The organism is Pelagibius litoralis (assembly GCF_011683915.1).
GTDB lineage: Bacteria > Pseudomonadota > Alphaproteobacteria > Kiloniellales > Kiloniellaceae > Pelagibius > Pelagibius litoralis.
On sequence record NZ_JAAQPH010000002.1, the window covers coordinates 247,927 to 268,664 of the forward strand.

The 20,738-nt window shown below is 62.7% G+C and carries 19 protein-coding genes; 16 read left to right on the forward strand and 3 right to left on the reverse strand.

Features of this window, described 5'->3' with window-relative positions; genetic code table 11:
- The first annotated feature begins 47 nt into the window (after positions 1 to 47).
- From HBA54_RS03365 to HBA54_RS03395, 7 genes are all read left to right on the forward strand, one after another.
- The gene (locus HBA54_RS03365) at positions 48 to 320 is read left to right on the forward strand and encodes an FAD assembly factor SdhE (RefSeq protein WP_167221355.1); all 273 of its coding nucleotides are present in this window, start codon (positions 48 to 50) and stop codon (positions 318 to 320) included.
- Positions 321 to 365: 45 nt separating this feature from the next.
- On the forward strand, positions 366 to 3,857 hold the full coding sequence (gene mfd / locus HBA54_RS03370) for a transcription-repair coupling factor (RefSeq protein ID WP_167221357.1): 3,492 nt from the start codon (positions 366 to 368) through the stop codon (positions 3,855 to 3,857).
- Between the two features lie 293 nt (positions 3,858 to 4,150).
- Positions 4,151 to 5,701, forward strand: a complete 1,551-nt coding sequence (locus HBA54_RS03375; protein WP_167221747.1) for an ABC transporter substrate-binding protein — start codon at positions 4,151 to 4,153, stop codon at positions 5,699 to 5,701.
- A gap of 86 nt (positions 5,702 to 5,787) precedes the next feature.
- Positions 5,788 to 6,789: an ABC transporter permease gene (locus HBA54_RS03380; protein ID WP_437126171.1), complete on the forward strand. Its 1,002-nt coding sequence runs from the start codon at positions 5,788 to 5,790 to the stop codon at positions 6,787 to 6,789.
- Positions 6,786 to 7,718, forward strand: a complete 933-nt coding sequence (gene nikC, locus HBA54_RS03385) for a nickel transporter permease (protein ID WP_167221359.1) — start codon at positions 6,786 to 6,788, stop codon at positions 7,716 to 7,718. Before HBA54_RS03380 ends, nikC begins: the two co-directional genes overlap by 4 nt.
- On the forward strand, positions 7,715 to 8,563 hold the full coding sequence (locus HBA54_RS03390) for an ABC transporter ATP-binding protein (RefSeq protein WP_167221361.1): 849 nt from the start codon (positions 7,715 to 7,717) through the stop codon (positions 8,561 to 8,563). The genes nikC and HBA54_RS03390 overlap by 4 nt, the downstream gene beginning before the upstream one ends.
- 5 nt (positions 8,564 to 8,568) lie before the next feature.
- On the forward strand, positions 8,569 to 9,423 hold the full coding sequence (locus tag HBA54_RS03395; protein ID WP_167221752.1) for an ABC transporter ATP-binding protein: 855 nt from the start codon (positions 8,569 to 8,571) through the stop codon (positions 9,421 to 9,423).
- 20 nt (positions 9,424 to 9,443) lie between these two features.
- Here HBA54_RS03395 and HBA54_RS03400 read toward each other — a convergent pair whose 3' ends face one another.
- Positions 9,444 to 10,091, reverse strand: coding sequence for a DsbA family oxidoreductase (locus HBA54_RS03400; protein ID WP_167221363.1), 648 nt, complete (start codon positions 10,089 to 10,091; stop codon positions 9,444 to 9,446).
- 130 nt (positions 10,092 to 10,221) lie between these two features.
- Here HBA54_RS03400 and HBA54_RS03405 point away from each other — a divergent pair, with 130 nt between their 5' ends.
- The 6 genes from HBA54_RS03405 (at position 10,222) to HBA54_RS28640 (ending at position 15,678) form a co-directional block, all read left to right on the forward strand.
- Complete coding sequence (locus tag HBA54_RS03405) at positions 10,222 to 11,862, forward strand: acyl-CoA synthetase (RefSeq protein WP_167221365.1); 1,641 nt, start codon at positions 10,222 to 10,224, stop codon at positions 11,860 to 11,862.
- A complete protein-coding gene (locus HBA54_RS03410) occupies positions 11,859 to 12,632 on the forward strand; it encodes an SDR family NAD(P)-dependent oxidoreductase (protein ID WP_322095969.1) in 774 nt (257 codons plus the stop codon). Before HBA54_RS03405 ends, HBA54_RS03410 begins: the two co-directional genes overlap by 4 nt.
- Before the next feature lie 21 nt (positions 12,633 to 12,653).
- Entirely contained in the window at positions 12,654 to 13,850 is a 1,197-nt protein-coding gene (locus HBA54_RS03415; RefSeq protein WP_167221367.1) for an acyl-CoA dehydrogenase family protein, read from the forward strand.
- A 2-nt stretch (positions 13,851 to 13,852) separates the two neighbouring features.
- Complete coding sequence (locus HBA54_RS03420) at positions 13,853 to 14,905, forward strand: phosphotransferase family protein (RefSeq protein ID WP_205944382.1); 1,053 nt, start codon at positions 13,853 to 13,855, stop codon at positions 14,903 to 14,905.
- Entirely contained in the window at positions 14,902 to 15,252 is a 351-nt protein-coding gene (locus HBA54_RS03425; protein WP_167221371.1) for a DUF6285 domain-containing protein, read from the forward strand. Before HBA54_RS03420 ends, HBA54_RS03425 begins: the two co-directional genes overlap by 4 nt.
- 228 nt (positions 15,253 to 15,480) lie before the next feature.
- Positions 15,481 to 15,678, forward strand: coding sequence for a hypothetical protein (locus HBA54_RS28640; protein WP_205944383.1), 198 nt, complete (start codon positions 15,481 to 15,483; stop codon positions 15,676 to 15,678).
- Positions 15,679 to 15,738: 60 nt separating this feature from the next.
- Here the strand turns inward: HBA54_RS28640 and HBA54_RS03430 are convergent, their stop codons facing one another.
- Positions 15,739 to 16,107 carry a PilZ domain-containing protein gene (locus tag HBA54_RS03430; RefSeq protein ID WP_167221373.1) on the reverse strand — a complete coding sequence of 123 codons (369 nt, stop codon included), beginning with the start codon at positions 16,105 to 16,107 and terminating at the stop codon, positions 15,739 to 15,741.
- A gap of 125 nt (positions 16,108 to 16,232) precedes the next feature.
- A complete protein-coding gene (locus HBA54_RS03435) occupies positions 16,233 to 16,730 on the reverse strand; it encodes a PAS domain-containing protein (protein ID WP_167221375.1) in 498 nt (165 codons plus the stop codon).
- A gap of 518 nt (positions 16,731 to 17,248) precedes the next feature.
- Between HBA54_RS03435 and galE the strand changes: the two genes are divergently transcribed.
- From galE to HBA54_RS03450, 3 genes are read left to right on the forward strand one after another with little or no spacing between them, the layout of a single operon-like run.
- Positions 17,249 to 18,271: a UDP-glucose 4-epimerase GalE gene (gene galE, locus HBA54_RS03440; protein ID WP_167221377.1), complete on the forward strand. Its 1,023-nt coding sequence runs from the start codon at positions 17,249 to 17,251 to the stop codon at positions 18,269 to 18,271.
- Positions 18,243 to 19,550 (forward strand): glycosyltransferase family protein, encoded by a 1,308-nt coding sequence (locus tag HBA54_RS03445; RefSeq protein WP_167221379.1) that lies wholly within the window; start codon positions 18,243 to 18,245, stop codon positions 19,548 to 19,550. The genes galE and HBA54_RS03445 overlap by 29 nt, the downstream gene beginning before the upstream one ends.
- A gap of 2 nt (positions 19,551 to 19,552) precedes the next feature.
- The gene (locus HBA54_RS03450) at positions 19,553 to 20,722 is read left to right on the forward strand and encodes a glycosyltransferase (RefSeq protein WP_167221381.1); all 1,170 of its coding nucleotides are present in this window, start codon (positions 19,553 to 19,555) and stop codon (positions 20,720 to 20,722) included.
- Positions 20,723 to 20,738: the final 16 nt, after the last annotated feature.

Below are 20,738 nucleotides of genomic sequence, written 5' to 3' on the forward strand. Positions count from 1 at the left end.
AAGGGGTGAGATCGCTCTATATCCTAAGCCAAATTACAGGCAATGACATGACCGAAACGCTTGAGACCCGACGCAAACGACTACGTTTCAGAAGCTGGCATCGCGGTACCCAGGAGATGGACCTGCTGATCGGCAGCTTTGCCGATGCCCATCTTGATGCCTTCGATACCCAGCAACTGGGCCGTTTCGAGGCGCTGCTGGACGTTCCGGAGCCGGTCGTCTATGACTGGATCCTGGGCCGTACGGAACTGCCGCCGGAATTCGACAACGATGTCCTGCGGCTGCTCTTGAGCTTCGAATACAAGCCTGGCACAAGCTGACCCGCCCTCGAGAACCGCGCAGATCAACAGAATCGCAGACCTTCGATGAGTGACCCTGTTTCCGCCTTGGCGCCGACGGACGATACCGCGTCGCCGCGCCCCACCATCGCCTCGGCGGCGCCGGGCACGGACGCGCTCTATCTCGCAAGACTCCTCGAAGAGGGCCCCGGCGGGCGCTGGCTGCATGTCGCCCGTGACGACGCGCAGGCCGCGCGCATGGTCGATTCCCTGCGGTTTTTCGCCCCGGACGTCGAACCTCTGGTCTTCCCGGCCTGGGATTGCCTGCCTTACGACCGGGTCAGCCCGCATCGCGACATTGTCGCCCGGCGGCTGGATGTTCTGACCAGGCTGATGCAGCCGGCCGGCCCGCGGCCCCAGGTCGTGGTCACGACCGTGAATGCCCTGCTGCAGCGCGTGCCGCCGCCGGAAGCGCTGGAAGGGCGGGTTTTGGCGCTCAAGGCCGGGGACAGTCTGCCGGCCGAGAAGTTGAACGGCTTTTTCGCGGAGAACGGCTACTACCGGGTTGAGACGGTCAGCGAGCCCGGAGAGTTCGCGGTGCGCGGCGGCATCGTCGATGTCTTTGCCCCGGGCCAGGCCCAACCCCTGCGTCTTGATTTCTTTGGCGACGACCTGGAATCGCTCCGGCTTTTCGATCCCCTGACACAGCGCACCACCGAGGCGGCCGATCAGGCGATCCTGAAGCCGGTGAGCGAGGTGATCCTGGATCCGGAAGCGGTCGAGCGTTTTCGCACCGTCTACCGCTCCAGTTTCGGGGCTGTCCGCGACGATCCGCTTTATGAGGCGGTGAGCGCCGCGCGCGCCCATCCCGGCATGGAGCATTGGCTGCCGCTCTACCATAAGCGTCTGGTGACGCTGTTCGACTATCTGCCGGAAGCGGGCGTCACCCTGGACTATCAGGCCAGCGAGGTGCGCGAGGCGCGGCTTGAGACGATCCTGGACTTCCACGACGCGCGCAAGCGCTTGGAGGGCGGGGGAGAGACCGGCGGCTGGGTCTACAAGGCCATCGAGCCGGCTTTGCTTTATCTGGACGGACCGGAATGGGATCGCGGCCTGGCGCCCAGGTCCGGCGGGCAGTTCACCCCCTTTGCCGCGCCAGAAGGCGCCACGGTACGGGACGCCGGCGCCTTGCCCGGCCTGGATTTCGCCGAGCAGCGGGCGGCCGGGCAGGGCAATCTCTATGAGGCGGTGGGCGGCCGGATACGCCAGCAGCAAAAGGCAGGGCGCAAGATTGTTCTGACCGCCTTCAGCGCCGGTGCCCTGGACCGTCTGTCGGTGCTGCTGAGAGAGCATGCCAGCCTGGAGGTCCAGAGCGTCGATGCCTGGTCCGCCGTGGCGGACTTGCCGTCCGGTCATGTCGGCCTCGCGGTTCTGGAAATCGAGAAGGGGTTTCGCCTCGGCGACGTTCTGTTCCTGACCGAACAGGACATCCTCGGCGAACGCATTGCCCGGGCCACGGGCCGTAAACGCCGGGCCGAGAACTTCCTGACCGAGATCTCCGACCTGCAGGAAAAGGATCTGGTGGTTCACGTCGACCATGGCATCGGACGCTACGTCGGTCTGGAAACGCTGGATGTCGGCGGGGCGCCTCATGATTGCCTGAAGGTGATCTACCACGGCGGCGACAAGCTTTTCGTCCCGGTGGAGAACATCGAGGTGCTGTCGCGCTTTGGCGCCGATAACGAAACGACGGAGCTCGACCGCCTCGGCGGGGTGGGTTGGCAGACGCGCAAGGCGCGGGTGAAAGAGCGTATTGCGGCGATGGCGCATGCCTTGATCGAGCTTGCGGCAGCCCGTGCTTTGAAGGGCGCGGAGGCCATGGACAAGCCGGACGGCCTCTACGACGAGTTCTGCGCGCGCTTTCCTTTTCCGGAGACCGACGATCAACTGCGAGCCATCGAGGAGACGCTGGCTGACATGGCCGCCGGCAAACCGATGGACCGCCTGGTCTGCGGCGACGTCGGTTTCGGTAAGACCGAGGTGGCGTTGCGGGCAGCCTTCCTGGCTGTCATGGCCGGCAAGCAGGTCGCGGTGGTGGTGCCTACGACGCTGCTCTGCCGTCAGCACTATCGGACCTTCAAGGACCGTTTCGCCGGACTGCCGGTACAGATACGCCAACTCTCGCGCCTGGTCGGCGCCAAGGACGCCAACGAGACCAAGGCGGAACTCGCCAAGGGGCGGGTGGAGATCGTCGTGGGTACCCATGCGGTGCTCGCCAAGTCCATGGCTTTCAAAGACCTCGGCTTGCTCATCATCGATGAGGAACAGCATTTCGGGGTGAAGCAGAAGGAACGCCTGAAGGCTCTGCGCGCGGACGTTCACGTACTGACCCTGACGGCGACGCCTATTCCGCGGACGCTTCAGATGGCCATGTCGGGCGTGAAGGAGATGAGCATGATCGCCACCCCGCCGGTTGACCGGCTGGCGGTCAGAACCTTCGTGCTGCCCTACGATCCCGTTATTGTCCGCGAAGCGATCCTGCGCGAGCACTATCGCGGCGGTCAGTCTTTTTACGTCTGCCCCAGGGTGAAAGACCTGGCGGAGCTGCATGAGCGGCTGGAGAAGCTGGTACCGGAAGTAAAGCTTGCGGTGGCGCATGGCCAGATGCCGCCGACCCAATTGGAAGCGGTGATGACCGACTTCTATGACCGCAAGTATGACATCCTGCTGTCGACCAACATCGTCGAGTCCGGCCTGGATATTCCCACCGCCAATACGATGATCATTCACCGCGCCGATATGTTCGGTTTGGCGCAGCTCTATCAGTTGCGCGGGCGGATCGGCCGCGCCAAGGTGCGCGCCTATGCCTACCTGACCCTGCCGCCCGGCCGCATCCTGAGTGCCGCGGCGGAAAAGCGGCTGAACGTGATGCAGACCCTGGACAGCCTGGGCGCGGGTTTCCAACTGGCGAGCCACGACCTCGATATTCGCGGCGCCGGGAACCTTTTGGGTGAGGAGCAGTCCGGCCAGATCCGCGAGGTGGGTGTCGAGCTCTACCAACAGATGCTTGAGGAGGCGGTCGCGACCGCGCGCAGCGGCGCCACGGCGGCGGAGGCCGAAGCCAGCGAGAGCTACACACCGCAGATCAACATCGGCATGCCGGTTCTCATTCCCGAAAGCTATGTCACGGATCTCAGCCTGCGCCTGGGGCTCTATCGGCGTCTGTCGACGCTGGTGGACAGAGCGGAGATTGATTCCTTTGCGGCCGAACTGGTGGACCGCTTCGGGTCCTTGCCGGTGGAGGTGGAGAACCTGCTGCAGATCATGACCATCAAGCGGCTCTGCCGCGACGCGGGGGTCGAACGCCTTGATGCCGGCCCGAAGGGGGCGACCGTCACTTTCCACAACGACAGCTTCGCCAATCCCGCCGGCCTGATTGCCTTTATCCAGCAGGAAGCGGGCAAGGTCACGCTAAGGCCGGACCACACACTGGTCTATCGCCGCAGCTGGGATAACGATGCGGCGCGGGTGAAAGGGGTGCGCATGATGCTGGACGGGCTGGTCAAACTGGCAGCCTGATACGCGCGGCGCGAAGGGGCTCTCCGGCGCTATCGTTATGGTCGAGAGATCCCAATTGATTTGCCAGCCAGCAGTAATTCCTTGAGATAATTGATTTTCTTCGGCATTAGATGAGCGCTGGACCGATTGACGCCACTGGTTAATATGTGTCATCGGTAAGTTCAGGTTTTTCTTTGCAGAACCGCGCAAAGAGTCCCAACAATAGGGAACAAGTTCCCAGGGGCACCATTCAGGGACACCATTCAGGGAGACGTATCGTGAGGAAGCTATTCGCCTGTGTTGTGGCGGCTGTCATGGCCGTTACCGCAACGCCAACCTTAGCAGAAACACCGCGTGACACTCTGGTCATCGCCTTTCAGATCGACGACATCATCACGCTCGATCCGGCTGAGATCTTCGAGTTTTCCGGTGCCGAGTTCGCCGGCAACACCTATGACCGCCTGATCGGTTACAATCATGAAGACGTGTCGGAGATCTTCGGCGTTGCCGCCGAATCCTGGACCATCTCCGATGATGGCAAGACCTATACCTTCAAGATGCGCCAGGGCGTGACGTTCCCGTCGGGCAATCCGATGACGGCGGAGGACGCGGCCTTCTCGCTGCAGCGCGCCATTATTCTGGACAAGACGCCGGCCTTTATTTTGACCCAGTTCGGTTTCACGGCGGACAACGTGGCGGACAAGATCCGCGCTACCGATGACATGACCCTGGTCATCGAGACCGACCGGGCTTACGCGCCGACTTTCGTGCTCTACTGCCTGACGGCGACGATCAGCTCCATCGTCGACAAGAAGACGGTCATGGAGCATGAGGTGGACGGCGATCTCGGTCACAAGTGGCTGCGCACGAACTATGCCGGTGTCGGCCCCTTCAAGCTGCGCCAGTGGAAGCCGAACGAGTCGCTGACGCTCGATCGCAATGACGACTACTGGGGCGGTGCCCCGGCCATGAAGCGGGTCATCACCCGCCACATCGTCGAGCCGGCAACCCAGCAGCTTTTGCTTGAGAAAGGCGATATCGACATCGCCCGCAATCTGGGCCCCGATCAGTTGGAATCCGTGCGCAGCAATCCTGACTTGGCCGTGCAGGACGGCGTGAAGGGCGCCGTCTACTACCTCGGCCTGAGCCAGAAGAACGAGGCGCTGGCCAACCCGAAGGTCCGCCAGGCGCTGAAGTACCTGGTCGACTACAAGGGCATGGAAGGCACCGTGGTGCGTGATCTCATGCGGGTTCATCAGGCCTTCCTGCCGCGCGGTTTCCTGGGCGCGCTCGAAGAGACGCCCTACACGCTGGATGTTTCCAAGGCGAAACAGCTCCTGGCCGACGCCGGTTATCCCGACGGTTTCAAGATCACCATGGATACCCGCAACACCTCGCCGATCCTGGAGATGGCGCAGTCGATTCAGGCCACCTTCGGTCAGGCCGGTGTGGACCTGGAGATCATTCCCGGTGACGGCAAGCAGACCCTCACCAAGTACCGGGCACGCAATCACGACATCTACATCGGCCGCTGGGGTCCCGACTATCAGGATCCGCACACCAATGCCGATACCTTCGCGCGCAATCCGGATAACTCGGATGATGCCAAGTCCAAGCCCCTGGCCTGGCGCAACGCCTGGGATATTCCCCAGATGACGAAGATGTCCGATGCGGCGATCCTGGAGCGGGATCCGGCCAAGCGGGCAGCGTTGTACCTGGAGATCCAGAAGGCGCATCAGGTGACGTCGCCCTTTGTCATCATGTTCCAGCAGACCGAAGTGGCGGCCACCCGGGCCGACACCAAGGGTTTCATCATCGGTCCGGCCTTTGATGACAACAGGTACCACGAAGTCACCAAGAACTAGGTTGGATTTCAATCTAGGTGACCGAAGGAGTTGATAGTAGAGAACCGGCAGGGAGAGGCTTCAGCAGCCTGTCCTTGCCGCGTCCGTTGCGGCTCACCATCAATGTGATCGTCAGTGTTGCGCTGACCTTCCTGGGGCTGCTTTTCGTTACTTTTATCATTGGGCGGGTCGTCCCGATCGATCCGGTTCTGGCCATCGTGGGCGACCGCGCGCCTGAGCATGTGGTAGAGCGAGTCAGGATTGAACTGGGCCTTGATCTGCCGCTCTATCAGCAGTTTGTCATCTATGTCGGGAATGTCCTGCAAGGCGATCTAGGTGAGTCGGTGTTGACCGCGAGGCCGGTGCTGGACGACATCAAGCGGGTATTCCCCGCGACCTTGGAACTGGCGAGCGTGGCGACTCTGCTGGGGGTGCTCTTCGGCATTCCCATGGGTGTGCTGGCGGCGGTTAATCAGGGGCGCTGGCCGGATCAGGTGATCCGGGTCGTCGGCCTGCTCGGCTATTCGATTCCGGTTTTCTGGCTCGGCCTGATGGGTCTGTTGCTGTTCTATGCGACCTGGGATCTGGTGCCCGGGCCCGGGCGTCTCGACTTTATCTACGACGACATGATCGACCCGGTGACCGGCGTGATTCTCATCGACTCGGCCATGGCGGGCGAGTGGGATATCTTCTGGAACGCGGTCAGCCATGTCATTCTGCCGGCCTCCATTCTCGGCTATTTCAGCCTGGCCTACATCAGCCGCATGACCCGTTCCTTTATGCTGGAACAGCTCAGCCAGGAATACATCACCACGGCACGGGTGAAGGGCGTGAAGGAGTGGCGCGTCATCTGGGTGCATGCTTTGGGTAACGTGCGCATACCCCTGGTGACGGTCATCGCGCTCAGTTATGCCAACCTTCTGGAGGGCTCGGTGCTGACCGAGATCGTCTTTGCCTGGCCGGGGCTCGGCTTCTATCTGACCCAGTCGCTGCTGAACGCGGACATGAACGCCGTGCTCGGCTCTACCATGGTGGTGGGTGCCGTCTTCATCGGTATCAATATGCTGTCCGATCTGCTCTACAAGTTGCTCGACCCGAGGGCGCGATGAGCAGCGAGGCCCAAGGCTCTGAGGTGGCGGGATGGCGGGCTTGGCTGCTTAGCTCTTCGCCGGCGTCGCGCTCCCAGGCACGGCTTGGCCGGGCTTACATCGGCTGGCTGTCGTTCCGCGCCAACCATCTGGCCATGCTCGGGCTCGGCATTGTCTTGCTGCTGGTGCTGGTGGCGATCTTCGCTCCCTGGATTGCGCCCTACGATCCCAATGCCCAGATCCTGGCCGACCGTCTGCAGTTCTTCTCGTCGCAGTACTGGCTGGGTACCGACGAGCTGGGGCGCGACATTTTCTCGCGAATTGTCCACGGCGCCCGCCTGACCCTCTACATCGTGATCCTTGTCGCGATCATCGCCGCGCCCATCGGCCTTGCCGTGGGAACCACCGCCGGCTATCTCGGCGGCTGGACCGACACGGTGCTGATGCGCATCACCGATATTTTCCTGGCCTTTCCGAAGCTGGTCCTGGCTCTGGCTCTGGTCTCCGCCCTCGGTCCCGGCATTGAAAACGCCATCATCGCCATCGCCGTCACCTCCTGGCCGCCTTATGCGCGGATCGCCAGAGCGGAGACCCTGACGATCCGCAACTCCGATTTCATTTCCGCCGTGCGCTTGCAGGGTGCCGGGCGCATGCGGATCATCTGGTCGCACATCGTGCCGCTCTGTACCTCCTCACTGGTCGTGCGGGTGACCCTGGATATGGCGGGCATCATCCTGATCGCCGCCGGCCTCGGTTTCCTCGGCCTCGGCGCGCAGCCGCCCCTGCCGGAGTGGGGCGCGATGATTTCCAGCGGGCGCAAGGTGCTGCTGGATCAGTGGTGGGTCGCCACCGTGCCCGGTATCGCGATCTTCGTTGTCAGCCTCGGCTTCAATCTGCTGGGCGACGGGCTGCGCGATGTGCTCGACCCCAAGACCGGGGGCCAGGGATGAGCGAGAACCCGCTGCTCAGGGTCGAAGACCTGAAGGTCAACTTCCCGACCCGCAAGGGGCTGGTCGAAGCGGTACGCGGCATCAGTTTTTCCCTGGGTCGGGAGAAACTTGGGATCGTCGGCGAGTCCGGTTCCGGCAAGTCGATGACCGGGCGCTCCATCCTGCGGCTCGTCTCGGCTCCGGGGCAGGTGACTGCCCGCCGTCTGGAGTTCGACGGCATCGACCTGATGAAGGCCAGCGAATCGCAGATGCGCCAGATCCGTGGCCAGCGGATCTCCATGGTCATGCAGGATCCCAAGTTCTCCCTGAACCCGGTGATGCGTGTCGGCGAGCAGATTGCCGAGGCCTATCGCACGCACCAGAACGTGTCGCGGGACGAAGCGAAGCGGCAGGCGCTCGATATGCTGAGTGCCGTGCGAATCCGCGATTCGGAGCGGGTCTACCGCGCCTATCCGCACGAGGTCTCGGGCGGCATGGGCCAGCGCATCATGATCGCCATGATGCTGATCCCCGATCCCGACCTTCTGATCGCCGACGAGCCGACCTCGGCCCTGGATGTCACGGTGCAGCTTCAGGTTCTCGCGATCCTGGATGATCTTGTGAGCCAGCGCGGCATGGGTCTGATTTTCATCAGCCATGACCTGAGCCTCGTTGCCTCTTTCTGCGACCGCGTGGTGATCATGTACGCCGGCCGGGTGATGGAGATCTGCGATGCCAAGAACCTGGCCGCGGCCCAGCACCCCTATACCCGGGGTTTGCTGAACTGTCTGCCCAAGATCGACGGCGGTGGCAGCGATCTGCCGATACTGCGCCGCGACCCGGCCTGGCTGGAACACGGGGCGTGACGGCGATGATCGAGGTTCGGGATCTTAACGTGATCTTCGGCCGGGGGGCGGACCGGGTGCACGCCGTCCGCGATGTATCTTTTGCGGTGCCGGAGGGGGCGACCTTCGGCTTGGTCGGTGAATCCGGTTCCGGCAAGTCAACGGTTCTGCGGGCGCTGAGCGGCCTCAACCCGGATTGGAGCGGGCGCCTATCGGTCGCCGGAGAAGCGCTGACGCGGCGCCGCGACAAGGCCTTTTACAAGCTGGCCCAGATGGTGTTCCAGGACCCCTATGGCTCCCTGCATCCGCGCCACACCGTAGACCGGATTCTGATGGAGCCGCTGGCGATCCACGGTTTCGCGGACCCGGACCGACGCATTGAGCGCATTCTGGAAGAGGTCGGCCTCGGCCCGCAGTTTCGCTTCCGCTATCCGCACCAGCTCTCCGGCGGTCAGCGCCAGCGGGTTGCCATCGGGCGCGCCCTGATCCTGGAGCCGCGCATCCTGCTGCTTGACGAGCCGACCTCGGCGCTCGACGTGTCGGTGCAGGCCGAGGTGCTGAACCTGCTGCAGCGCCTGAAGAAGGAACGGGGCCTGACCTATATCCTGGTCAGTCACAATCTCTCCGTCATCGCCCATATGTGCGATACCCTGGCGGTGATGAATCATGGCGCCGTGGTGGAGGAAATGGACGTGGCCCTGCTGAAACGCGCGGAGCCGAAGCATCCCTATACGCGCCAGCTGATGACCGCGAGCCTGGGCTACGACCGCAGCGCGATCGACCGCTTCGAGGATTTTGGGATCGATGCCGAGTCGAGCGGCGTCCCCGATACATCAACAGACGCGCCCCAACTGGAATCCGAGCGGAAACGTGGGCCTTAGGCGGCTTTTGGATTAAGGTTTCACGCTGTCGCGGGGGCTTCTTCCTGCCGGGCTATATCCAGCATTTCCGCCAGCGCCTTGGGCGGTTGCGCGCCAGCCAGGGCGTGACGGCCGTTGAAGATAAAACAGGGCACGCCATCGATACCCAGGGTCCTGGCCTGGCGGTCTTCCTCGCTGACCTCGGTCAGCAGGGCGTCGCTTTTCAGGAAATCTTCCGCCTCGGCGCGGTCGAGCCCGGCCGCCTCCGCTGCATCCAGCAAAACGCTATCGGCGCCGATATCTTCCCCGCGGGTGAAGTAGGCCTGGAACAACGCCTCGACCAGCTCGGTCTCCCGGTGCTTGTCCGCCGACCAGCGGATCAGGCGATGGGACTGCAGGGTGTTCGGCGTACGCTGAATCGCTTCGAAAGCGAAGTCTATGCCGTCTTCGGCACCGGCCGCGCGGATTCGGTCGTAGATCATGGTGGCGTTCTCGATCCCGCCGAATTTCAGGTTCAGATAGGCCTGGCGCTCCATTCCCTCGCGCGGCATCTGCGGGTTTAGCTGAAACGTTCGCCAGCGGATCTGGACCTCCAGGTCCGGGCGCAGAGCCAGGGCCGCCTCCAGGCGGCGCTTACCGATCAGGCACCAGGGGCAGATGGTATCGGAGAAAATATCGATCTGGACCATCGATTCAGCCTTCTGTTGACAGCTCTTGCGCGCGCTCAGGGCTTGACCGCGGGGGCGCTAAGCACCCACCATAAAACAGATAAGCCCCAAAGCCAAAAGGGGCTGTTTGAATGGGTGCAGGGAGATGCAGATGACCGAGGCGCAGACACGGCCCGGGGTGTTCGAGGTCGGTTTGGAGCGCCAGGCGGCCAACACGGCGCCCCTGACCCCTGTCACCTTTCTCAGGCGGGCCGCCGCCGTTTACCCTGAAAAGGTCGCGGTCGTCCACGGCGATCAGCGTTTCACCTATGCCGAGTTCTATCAGCGGGCCTGCCGGCTTGCCTCGGCCTTGAAAAAGCGTGGCTTCGGCCGCGGCGACTGTATCGCCATCATGGCCGCCAACACACCGCCGATGCTGGAGGCGCACAACGGCGTCCCGATGCTGGGCGGGATTCTGAACTCCCTGAACATCAGATCGGATGCCCGCACGGTCGCCTTTATCCTGGACCACGGCGAGGCCAAGGTGCTGTTGACCGACCGGGAGTTCTCACCGGTGGTCAAGGAGGCCCTGGCGCTGTCAGAGAGCAATCCCCTGATCATCGATATCGACGATCCGCTGGCGGAAGGTGGCGAGCTGCTGGGCACTCTGGATTACGAGGCCCTGCTGGCCGAGGGCGACCCGGGGGACAGTTTCGAGGAACTGCAGGACGAATGGCAGTCGCTGTCCCTGCTTTATACCTCCGGGACCACGGGCAACCCCAAGGGCGTGGTCTACCATCACCGCGGCGCCTATCTGAACGCCTTGGGCAATATGATCACCTTCGGCCTGACGCGTGATTCGGTCTACCTCTGGACCCTGCCCATGTTTCACTGCGACGGCTGGACCTTCACCTGGGCCGTCACCGCGGCCTGCGCGACCCATGTCTGCCTGCGCAAGGTCGACCCGGTCGTTGTGTATCCGCTGATCCGCGATGAGCGGGTGACCCATATGTGCGGTGCGCCCATCGTGCTGACCATGCTGGCCCATGCCCCCGATACGATGAAAGTCCGCTTCGACCAGCGCGTCGACTGCGCGACCGGCGGGGCGGCGCCGCCCAGCGCGGTGATCGAAGCCATGGAAGCCCTGGGCTTCCGGATTATCCACCTCTATGGCCTCACCGAGTGTTACGGCCCGGCCACGGTCTGCGAATGGCAGGACGATTGGACTGATCTGGATCTGCAGGAACGCTCCGCCAAGATGGCGCGCCAGGGCGTAAACTATCTGACCCTTGAGGGGGCGACGGTCATGGCGCCGGAGACGATGGCGCCGGTGCCCTGGGACGGCGAGACCATGGGCGAGATCATGCTGCGCGGAAACACGGTGATGAAAGGGTATTTGAAGAACCCCGGCGCGACCGAGCAGGCCTTTGCCGGCGGCTGGTTCCATACCGGCGACCTCGCCGTGACCCACCCGGACGGTTACATCGAGGTCAAGGACCGCTCCAAGGACATCATCATTTCCGGGGGTGAGAACATCTCCAGCCTGGAGGTGGAGGAGGCGCTTTATCGCCACCCCAAGGTGCTGGAGGCGGCCGTGGTGGCGCGCCCGGACGACAAGTGGGGCGAGCACCCCTGCGCCTTCGTTGCCCTGAAGGACGGTGTTGAGGCGCAGAGCGAAGAGATCGTGGCTTTCTGCCGCGACATGCTGGCGGGGTACAAGGTACCGCGGACCGTCATTTTCGGCCCCTTGCCGAAAACCTCGACCGGAAAGATCCAGAAGTTCGTACTGCGCGAAAGGGCTCAGGCGCTGTGACGTTGATCCCCAATCCCTTTGATCTGAACGGCAAGGCGGCCCTGGTGACCGGGGCCTCCAGCGGCCTGGGGCGGCATGCGGCCCTGCTGCTGGCCGGCGCCGGCGCCAAGGTTGCCTTGGCCGCGCGCCGTATCGAGCCCCTGGTGGAACTGGAGCGCCAGATCGAAAGCCAGGACGGCCGGGCGATCCCACTGCGCCTGGATGTGACGGATGAGGCTTCGGTGAGGGACTGCGTCGCGGCGGCCGAAACCGAACTTGGGGCCATCTCGATCCTGGTGAACAATGCCGGAATCGGCGAGACCAAAGCAGCCTTCGATGTCACCGAGGATGACTGGGACCGCGTTGTCGACACCAACCTGAAGGGCGCCTGGCTGGTTGCCCAGGAGGTCGGCCGGCACATGGCGCACCTGGGCCATGGCGGCTCGATCATAAATATCGCCTCTGTTCTGGGCTTGGCCGGCAGCCAACGGATCCCCGCCTACTGCGCCTCCAAGGGCGGCCTAATCAGCCTCACCCGCGCGCTGGCAGTGGAGTGGGCGCGCCATGATATCCGGGTGAACGCCTTGGCCCCGGGTTACATCGAAACCGATATCAATCGGGCCTTTCTGGCCAGTCCGGCCGGCGACAGTCTGCGCAAGCGCATTCCGTTCCGACGTTTCGGCCGGTCGGAGGATCTGGACGGCGCCCTGATGCTCTTGGCATCCGATGCCTCTCGGTATATCAGCGGGTCGGTGCTGGTGGTCGATGGCGCTCATTCCGCGGCGCTGTAGGCGAGATCAAAAGGAAGCTCTATGGAATTTTCCCTGGCCCCGGACGTGGAAGCGCTCCGGCAACGCCTTCAGGCCTTCGTCGCCACTGAGATCATGCCCCTGGAAGGCGATCCGGAAAGCTACGACGCCCACGAGAACATCAAGCTCTCCCTGCTGGAACCCCTGAGGGCCAAAGCCAGGGACGCAGGGTTGTGGGCCCTTCAGATGCCGCAGGAGAGGGGCGGGCAGGGCCTCTCGGTCGCTGCCATGGCCGCCTGCTATGAAGAAATGGGGCGCTCGATCTTCGGTCCCGTGGTCTTCAACTGCGCGGCGCCGGATGACGGCAACATGATCCTGCTGGAGAAGGTTGCCACCGAAGCCCAGAAGGCCCGTTGGCTGCAGCCCATTGTCGACGGCAAGGTGCGGTCCGCCTTTGCCATGACCGAGCCAGCGCCGGGCGCGGGCTCCGATCCCGGCCTGATGCGCAGCCGGGCCGAGCGGAACGGCAACGCCTGGGTTCTGAGCGGTCACAAATGGTTCATCACCGGCGCCGGCGTCGCCGAACACTTCGTCATCGTGGTGCGTACCTCCGACGACCAGCGCAAGGGCCTGACCGCCTTTCTGGTTCATCGCGATGCGCCGGGCCTGATCATAGGGCGACGCATCCCGATCATGGGGCCGGAAGAACACGGCGGCCATTGCGAGGTCTCGCTGGACAATCTCCAGGTGCCTGACGACGATCGGCTGATGGAGGTCGGCGACGGCCTGAAGGTCACGCAGATCCGCCTGGGGACGGCGCGCCTGACCCACTGCATGCGCTGGCTGGGGATGGCCAGGCGTGCCATGGAAATTGCCGGCCCCCATGTTTCGGAGCGCCAGAGCTTCGGGCAGCCTTTAGCCGATCACGAAGGGGTTCAGTGGCTGCTGGGCGAGGCGGCAATGGCCATCGAGGTCGGCCGCTTGCTGACCATGCGGGCGGCGGTGAAACTGGATGGCGGTGATTTCGCCCGCAAGGAAATCTCGATGGCCAAGATTCAGGTCTCGGAGACCCTCCACAAGGTCGTCGATACCGCGATCCAGCTGTTGGGTGCGCGCGGATACTCGAAGGACACCCCTTTGGAATGGATGTATCGCTATGCGCGCCAGGCGCGTCTGGTCGACGGCGCTTCCGAGGTTCATAAGATGGTGCTGGCCCGTGCTTTTCTTCAGGAAGGCCGGGACTTCTGGGGATGGGAGTGACGGTGGCGCTCGCTGAAAGCCGGCTGGCCAGGCACAAGGAAACGCTGGAAGCGTTTCTGGCCGAAGCCTATCGATCCGAGGCGGTCGACCTGGACGATGCGGCCCCGTTGACCGGCGGCGCGATCCAGGAGAACTGGCTTTTGGATCTGCGCATCCACGGCGGCCCCGACGCCGGCCAGAAGCAGGTCGTGTTGCGCACCGATGCGGCTTCCGGCGTTGCCGTGAGCCGCAGCCGCGCCGAGGAGTTCACCCTTCTGCAGGTCGCCAAAGCGGCCGGCGTCCTGGTGCCGGAGCCGCTCTGGCTCTGTGAGGATCCGGCGGTGTTGGGCAAGACGTTCTATGTAATGGCGCGGGCTGAAGGGACGGCGGCCCCGCATCGCTTCACGAAGGAGCCCGACCTGGGCGGAGACCGGGAGCGGCTCGCCGAGCGGCTCGGTATGGAATTGGCGAAGATCCACAGCATCCAGCCGCCCCGTGAAGAGCTCAGCTTTCTCGGCGAACCGCCGGCCCATCCGGCCTTGGTCGCCATCGAACGCTATCGCGACTATCTTGATAGTCTTGGCGCCCTCTCGCTGGCCCTGGAGTGGGGTCTGCGCTGGTGCGAGCTGCATGCGCCGCCGAGCGGTGCCGCGGTGCTGGTGCATCAGGACTTTCGGACCGGCAACTATATGATCGACCGCCAAGGCCTGACCGCGATCCTGGATTGGGAGTTTTGCGATTGGGGCGATCCCATGAGCGACATCGGGTGGTTCTGTGCAAAGTGCTGGCGCTACGCGCAGCCGGAGCTTGAGGCGGGCGGCATCGGCTCCCGGGCGGCTTTCTATCGTGGCTATGCGGATGTGACGGGGCGGAGTCTCGACCCACAGGTCGTCGCCTATTGGGAGGTCATGGCGCACCTGCGTTGGGCCGTCATCGCGTTGCAGCAGGGAGAGCGGGCGCTTTCCGGCGAAGAGGACTCGCTGGAACTGGCCCTGACCGGCCGGATTTACCCGCCCGGCCTGGAAGGCGAGATCCTGCGCTGTACCGAACCGGCGCTCTGGAGGGCTGCCCCATGAAAGGGGGCGAGGCCGATGCGGTCAGGCTGTTGAGCCTGGCGGAAAAGGAGATCGCGACCGAGATCCTGCCGGGTCTTTCCGCCGATGCACGCTATCGTATGCGATTGGTTCTCAATGCTTTGAAGATCGCCGGGGCTGAGCTACGCGACGGCGGCGACCTGAAGGCCGCCACCCTGGCCCAGTTGCAGACCGTGGAAACGACACCGCAGGGCGATGGCGCCGAGACCCTCGGCGCCATGAAGCTGCGACTCCAGGCGTTGCTTCGGCAAGGGGAACTCGATGGTAACCAGGCGCTGCACCGAGCACTCGTTATCATTGCTGAAGAGCGCGGCCGGCTGATCCGCTGACAACGCTAAGACGTGGGAAAACCGCTAAGTTCCCGCCTGCGGCATATAACCGAAGGTAGTGATGACTGCCTTAGGCTTTGATACAAATGGGCAATCTGAGTTACCCCCAAGTTCCACAGGCTGGTCGTCTGGCCGCCGATTGACACCTTCATGATCTGGTGCGAGCATCTCTCGCAACCACCTGATCTTGTGGATAAATCGGGGAATAACCCTGTGGATAAACCTGGCGTGAAAAACCGAGCGATGTTCATCAGTCCTTACCTGCGACGCCCCATCAGGCCCTTGAACAAGGTTCTGAGTGAGCGGGAGCAGGAAACCGTCGGCATAGGATCGTTGGCGCCCGCCAACGACCTTCTGAGCGATGGCGTCACCGGTGATTCCACAGGTTGGGCGGAACGGGGGAAGCGCGCGCTTTTTTCAAAGTAGCGGCTAAGAGAAATCAAAGAATTGGAAGGCGTTGACGGAGCAGGAAGCCTGCGGAAAGCCTCAGGCTTTCGTGGCGGTTTGACCGATGCCGGTGATACCGCGGATGCAGGCTGATATCAGCCCCAGCGAATCCTCGGAGAAATCAAATTGGACCCCGATCTCGCGTGGTTTCTGCCAAACTGCTTCGCAGACAACCGTTTCCGCTTCCGGGTGGCTGATCTCGATGCCGATTTCGCTGTTCGGGTCGCCGGGTAGGTCGTCATCGAAAACCAGGCGCGCGCCGCCAAGAGAGACGTCGGCGACGGTGCAGGGGTACGCCCGTCCGTCCAACCGCACCGATAGGGTGAAAGGCTGGTCTGCGGTGTAACGCGGCCATTCCCTGTGCTCACGCAGGGGAATCGTCGCGGCCGATGCTGCCGTTTGCGCCAAGTTTTGCCCATCCCTCACTGTAACCGCCCGACGCGGTTGTCCGACTCGGGACCTGCTTTAAGCCTGCCGGTTGAATCTTAACAATTCGTTAGGGCCTGACGACGGCCGTTCTCTCGGGATATTGATTATCCGCTGGCCGGCTGTATCGCACTGTCGCTTGCCGTTGCGTCGTCGCTGGCGACCGAGAGCTGGACACTGGCCCCGAGCAGCATGTTGACCTGGCGCTGGTTGTCGGAGAGGGGCAGAACAATGCGCTCACACCGGATGCGGCGGCCATCCTGCTTGGTGTATTCGCTGACCATGTGGGCTGGGGTCATGGAGCGAACGACGTGATCCAAAATCGAGAACACAGTTCCAGGGTTGAGGCCCAGATCGATTTCGTCGAGATAGTGGCCGGTAACATCGCAGCCGTACCACTCGACAACGTTGGTTCCCATCAGGCGCACGCGATACCGTCGCGGATCGTTCTCCACGTCGAACAGGCCGAGATGCGGCAGTATTCTTGGCATTGCACGCGGATCAACGTCGCTGCGCGCCGGGGCCTGCCGGCCCGCCAGCAAATTCGACCAGTAGTCATAGAGACACCGGATCATTTCTGAGCGGATACGGTCGTCAAGTTCCATGTGCTTTTTTTGCTACATCTCTGAGCGTTCGGGTGCTCCCACAACCACCAACCTATCAGTTCATAGATATTACTCTAACCCAATTCTACCGAAGCGCAACTATAGATTGCAACTTGACGTAGACTGATTGTCGGTTTTGGCGTGTCCGGGGTGTCTTGGCACCGCAGACGCTGCCTCGGGATATGACCGTACAGCCGCCGCCCATGGGTGTTCATGCCGACTGGGCGGCATCAGGTCTGCCCGATATTTGCTACATGCGCGCCCTGTCGCAGAGGGCTAAGACTTGTCCCGCCATTGGAACTGGAACAACGAATGCTCGGATAAACCGGGCGCTGAGCAACGAGATGATCGGACTCGGCCGAAACGCAAACGGCCTGCTGTGATGTGTTTTGGACGAAGAAACCGAAGCGTCGCGGTCGTCGACCAAGTTGGCAATCTTGGGAGGAGAGGTGGAACTTCGATGCCGGTATGGGCCGGCAGCGAAAGGAACTTGTGCGCCAATGTGGAGTGGTCCGGCGATGGCATCTGAAACGACAACACTGGTTACCGGCGGCGCCGGTTACATTGGAAGCCATGCGGTCTTGGCTCTCCGTCAGGCCGGTCGGCGGGTGGTGGTGCTCGACGATCTATCGGCGGGAAGCCGAACGGTGGTTCCCGATGACGTTCCCTTTGTTGAGGGCAATGCCGGCGACCCGGTGCTTGTCGGTCGGCTGCTGAGGGATTTTTCCATCGGCTCGGTTATTCACTTCGCCGGCAGCATTCTTGTCGAACGCTCGGTCAGCGAGCCTCTCAGCTATTATCACAACAACGTAACGGTCAGCCGGAACCTTCTGGAAGCTTGCCTGCAGGGGGGTGTGAAGCAGTTCATTTTCTCCTCCACAGCGGCTGTCTATGGTGCCGCCGCGGTTTCACCGATACCTGAATCCACACCAACAAAGCCGATCAATCCCTACGGCACGTCAAAACTTGTGACGGAATGGATGCTGCGCGATCTCGCCGCTGCGAGCGATCTTCGTTTTGTCGCCCTGCGCTACTTCAACGTCGCCGGCGCCGATCCTCAGGGCCGCAGCGGGCAGCTCGGCCCCGTCGCCACGCACCTGGTGAAGATTGCCAGCCAGGTGATTGCCGGTACGCGCGAGTCCATTGCGATCTTCGGTGACGACTACGACACGCCCGATGGCACCTGTGTGCGCGATTACATCCATGTATCGGATCTCGCAAGCGCCCATCTGTCGGCGCTCAGCTATCTGGAGGCGGGCGGCGAAAGCCGGTTTCTCAACTGCGGTTATGGGCATGGCTACTCAGTGCGCGAGGTCCTTCAGGCTGTGGAGCGCTGTGCCGGACGTTCGCTCAACGCCCGGCGGGCGCCGCGACGGCCGGGCGACCCGCCGACTCTGGTGGCCGACACCGGTGCTTTGCAGAAAACTCTCTCGTGGACGCCGCGATTCGACAATATCGATGTCATCATCAACACCGCGATTGATTGGGAGCTGTCGCTCGGTTTGAAGCCGGATGGCGATGGTCTGCGTGCGCATGCTTGAGGACGAGCGCGCGGTGTTGGACGACAGCCAGCAAGCGGCGGACCCGATCTCCGGGACGGTAGCCTTCTTCGGTCACGATTGGGCGGAGAGCACGGTTATCAAGCGCATTCGCGCCTTCTCAAGTCTCGGCCTCAGGGTGATCGGATTCAACTTTCGCCGTGAGAAATTCAATCAGAGCTTCGTTCCCTTTTGGGAGAACCATCATCTCGGCATCACCGAAGACCGGGCCTACGGCAGGCGCCTGCTGAAGCTGCTGACGTCGATCCCCTTGCTCATAAGGCATAGGGCCCGGCTGCAGGAGGCGACGTTCTTCTATGCCCGGAACATCGACATGTGCGCTCTGGCGCTGCTGGCCCGAGGCCTGGCCCGGTCGTCGGCGCCCCTGGTTTACGAAGTGCTTGATGTACAGCGGATTTTTATCGGCGGAAGCCTGAAGAACATTGTCTTTCGCTGGCTTGAGCGGCGCCTCCTTAACCGTTGCGCTCTTCTCGTCGTTTCTTCGCCGGGTTTCGTCTCGCAGTATTTCAAACCGGTCCAGGGTTATCGGGGTCGGGTTTTCCTGCTGGAGAACAAAATCAGCTTTGCCCAGGCAGGCGCTGTCGAGCGGCCCCCCGCGACGCAGGCGGCGCTCTGCCGCCCGGTCGATCAGAACAGAAAGTGGGTGATCGGCTGGTTTGGCACGCTGCGTTGTCCAAAGAGCCTGGACATTCTCTGCCGCCTGGCTGAGAGCCTGCCTGACAAGGTGGAGGTTTACATGCGCGGGTATCCGACAGAAACCGGGTTGGAATACTTCGAGCAGGCGATCGCCAAGCACCCCAACATGATCTACGACGGCGAGTACCGTAATCCGGATGATCTGGCGGCGATCTACGACCGGGTTCAGTTGACCTGGGCTTTTGACTTTCTGGACGAGGGAACCAACTCCAAGTGGCTGCTGCCGAACCGTATCTATGAAGGCGGATACTTCGGCAGTGTCGCTTTGGCGGCCAAGGATACCCAGACCGGCGAGAAGTTGCGCGAGCTCGGCCTGGGTTACACCTTTGAAGCGCCGACGCTGGAGAACCTCACCGCCTTTTTGAAATGGTACTCCTGGGACGAGCATGCCGCACGGCGTGCGCACATCCTGTCGCTTCCCCTGCAGGAATTCTGCGATGTCTATGACACGCGCGATCTCTGCGAAACAATTGTCGGCTTGGCCGAGCGGAGGGGAGACGGCCTTCGTCGGCAACACTCAGGCCCTGCGCTGGGCGCAAGGGCTGAAGACAGCGGCGGAGACTAGGCGTGTCTGAGAGCCAGCCCATTCTGCCGCTTGTTCTGCTTGGTCTCTGTGTCCTGGCGGTCGTCTACCCCTACGTGATCTATCCCGCGCTCTTGGCGCTGGTCCCGAGGCGGCCCTTGGTAAAGGTTAACGCAAGACTAGGCGATGAGGGGGAGCAGCTACGGCTTTCACTCGCATTTTGCGCTTATAATGAAGCCCCGACCCTGCCGGAGAAGATCGCGAACCTCCGGCTGTTGCGCCAGGCAGACCCGGCACTGGAGATCCTTGCTTATTCGGACGGTAGCTCGGACGAAACCGCGGCGTTGCTGAAGGCTGAAGAAGATTGGATCCGCGTCTTTGCTTCCGATCAGCGCCTCGGCAAGAGCCAGGGCATGAACACGCTGGTCGCAGCCGCGGAGGGTGAGCTCATAATCTTCACCGACGCGAACGTAATGGTCGAGCCCGCGTCGTTGGACGCCGTGCGGCAGGCCTTTACCGATCCCTCGGTCGGCTGTGTCTGCGGGCGGTTGATATACACAAACCCGGATGATGGAACGACGGCGGCGACCGGTGCTCTGTACTGGCGCCTGGAGGAGAAGGTGAAGGCCATGGAGAGCCGCTGCGGATCGACGATGGGGGCGGACGGCTCAATTTTTGCCGTTCGCCGGGCACTCTATCCCACCGTACCGCCGGACATCATTGACGATATGTTCGTGTCGCTTTCCATCCTCTGCGACGGCCATAGGGTGGTGCGTGTGCCGGAGGTCCTGGCCCGGGAGCGAAGCGCCACCGACAGCGCCGACGAGTTCCGCCGCAAGGTCAGGATCGCTTGTCAGGCGTTTAACTGTCATCGGCTTTTGTGGCCAAGGCTGCGGCGGCTTTCGGCCCTCGACCTTTTCAAATACGTTTCCCACAAGCTGTTGCGCTGGTTCGGAATCTATTTCGTCTTGCTCGGGATTATGGCTGCTATGGCCAGTCTCTGGCTGATGAGCCTGACCGTCGCCGCAGTCTGCCTGCCCTTCGTGCTGGCGGCGATCTATGCTGTCGGTCGCCGTTCGCGGCTTTCCCTGTTGTCAAAGGGGGTCGAGATCCTGCGCGCCATGGCGGCGACCGGCTGGGGCCTGCTACGGTCTCGCCGGGGTGATCGCTACCAGACCTGGGAGCTGCCGCAAAGCAGTCGAAAGGCGGGATGATGAGTTCGCAGCGGCG

Bases quoted from the DNA above. Each gene is read 5' to 3' on its own strand.
- galE (WP_167221377.1), top strand. From the start codon at position 17,249: ATGGCATCTGAAACGACAACACTGGTTACCGGCGGCGCCGGTTACATT.
- HBA54_RS03400 (WP_167221363.1), bottom strand. From the start codon at position 10,091: ATGGTCCAGATCGATATTTTCTCCGATACCATCTGCCCCTGGTGCCTG.
- HBA54_RS03405 (WP_167221365.1), top strand. From the start codon at position 10,222: ATGACCGAGGCGCAGACACGGCCCGGGGTGTTCGAGGTCGGTTTGGAG.
- HBA54_RS03415 (WP_167221367.1), top strand. From the start codon at position 12,654: ATGGAATTTTCCCTGGCCCCGGACGTGGAAGCGCTCCGGCAACGCCTT.
- mfd (WP_167221357.1), top strand. From the start codon at position 366: ATGAGTGACCCTGTTTCCGCCTTGGCGCCGACGGACGATACCGCGTCG.
- HBA54_RS03395 (WP_167221752.1), top strand. From the start codon at position 8,569: ATGATCGAGGTTCGGGATCTTAACGTGATCTTCGGCCGGGGGGCGGAC.
- HBA54_RS03390 (WP_167221361.1), top strand. From the start codon at position 7,715: ATGAGCGAGAACCCGCTGCTCAGGGTCGAAGACCTGAAGGTCAACTTC.
- HBA54_RS03435 (WP_167221375.1), bottom strand. From the start codon at position 16,730: ATGGAACTTGACGACCGTATCCGCTCAGAAATGATCCGGTGTCTCTAT.
- nikC (WP_167221359.1), top strand. From the start codon at position 6,786: ATGAGCAGCGAGGCCCAAGGCTCTGAGGTGGCGGGATGGCGGGCTTGG.
- HBA54_RS03365 (WP_167221355.1), top strand. From the start codon at position 48: ATGACCGAAACGCTTGAGACCCGACGCAAACGACTACGTTTCAGAAGC.
- HBA54_RS03445 (WP_167221379.1), top strand. From the start codon at position 18,243: ATGGCGATGGTCTGCGTGCGCATGCTTGAGGACGAGCGCGCGGTGTTG.
- HBA54_RS03375 (WP_167221747.1), top strand. From the start codon at position 4,151: ATGGCCGTTACCGCAACGCCAACCTTAGCAGAAACACCGCGTGACACT.
- HBA54_RS03425 (WP_167221371.1), top strand. From the start codon at position 14,902: ATGAAAGGGGGCGAGGCCGATGCGGTCAGGCTGTTGAGCCTGGCGGAA.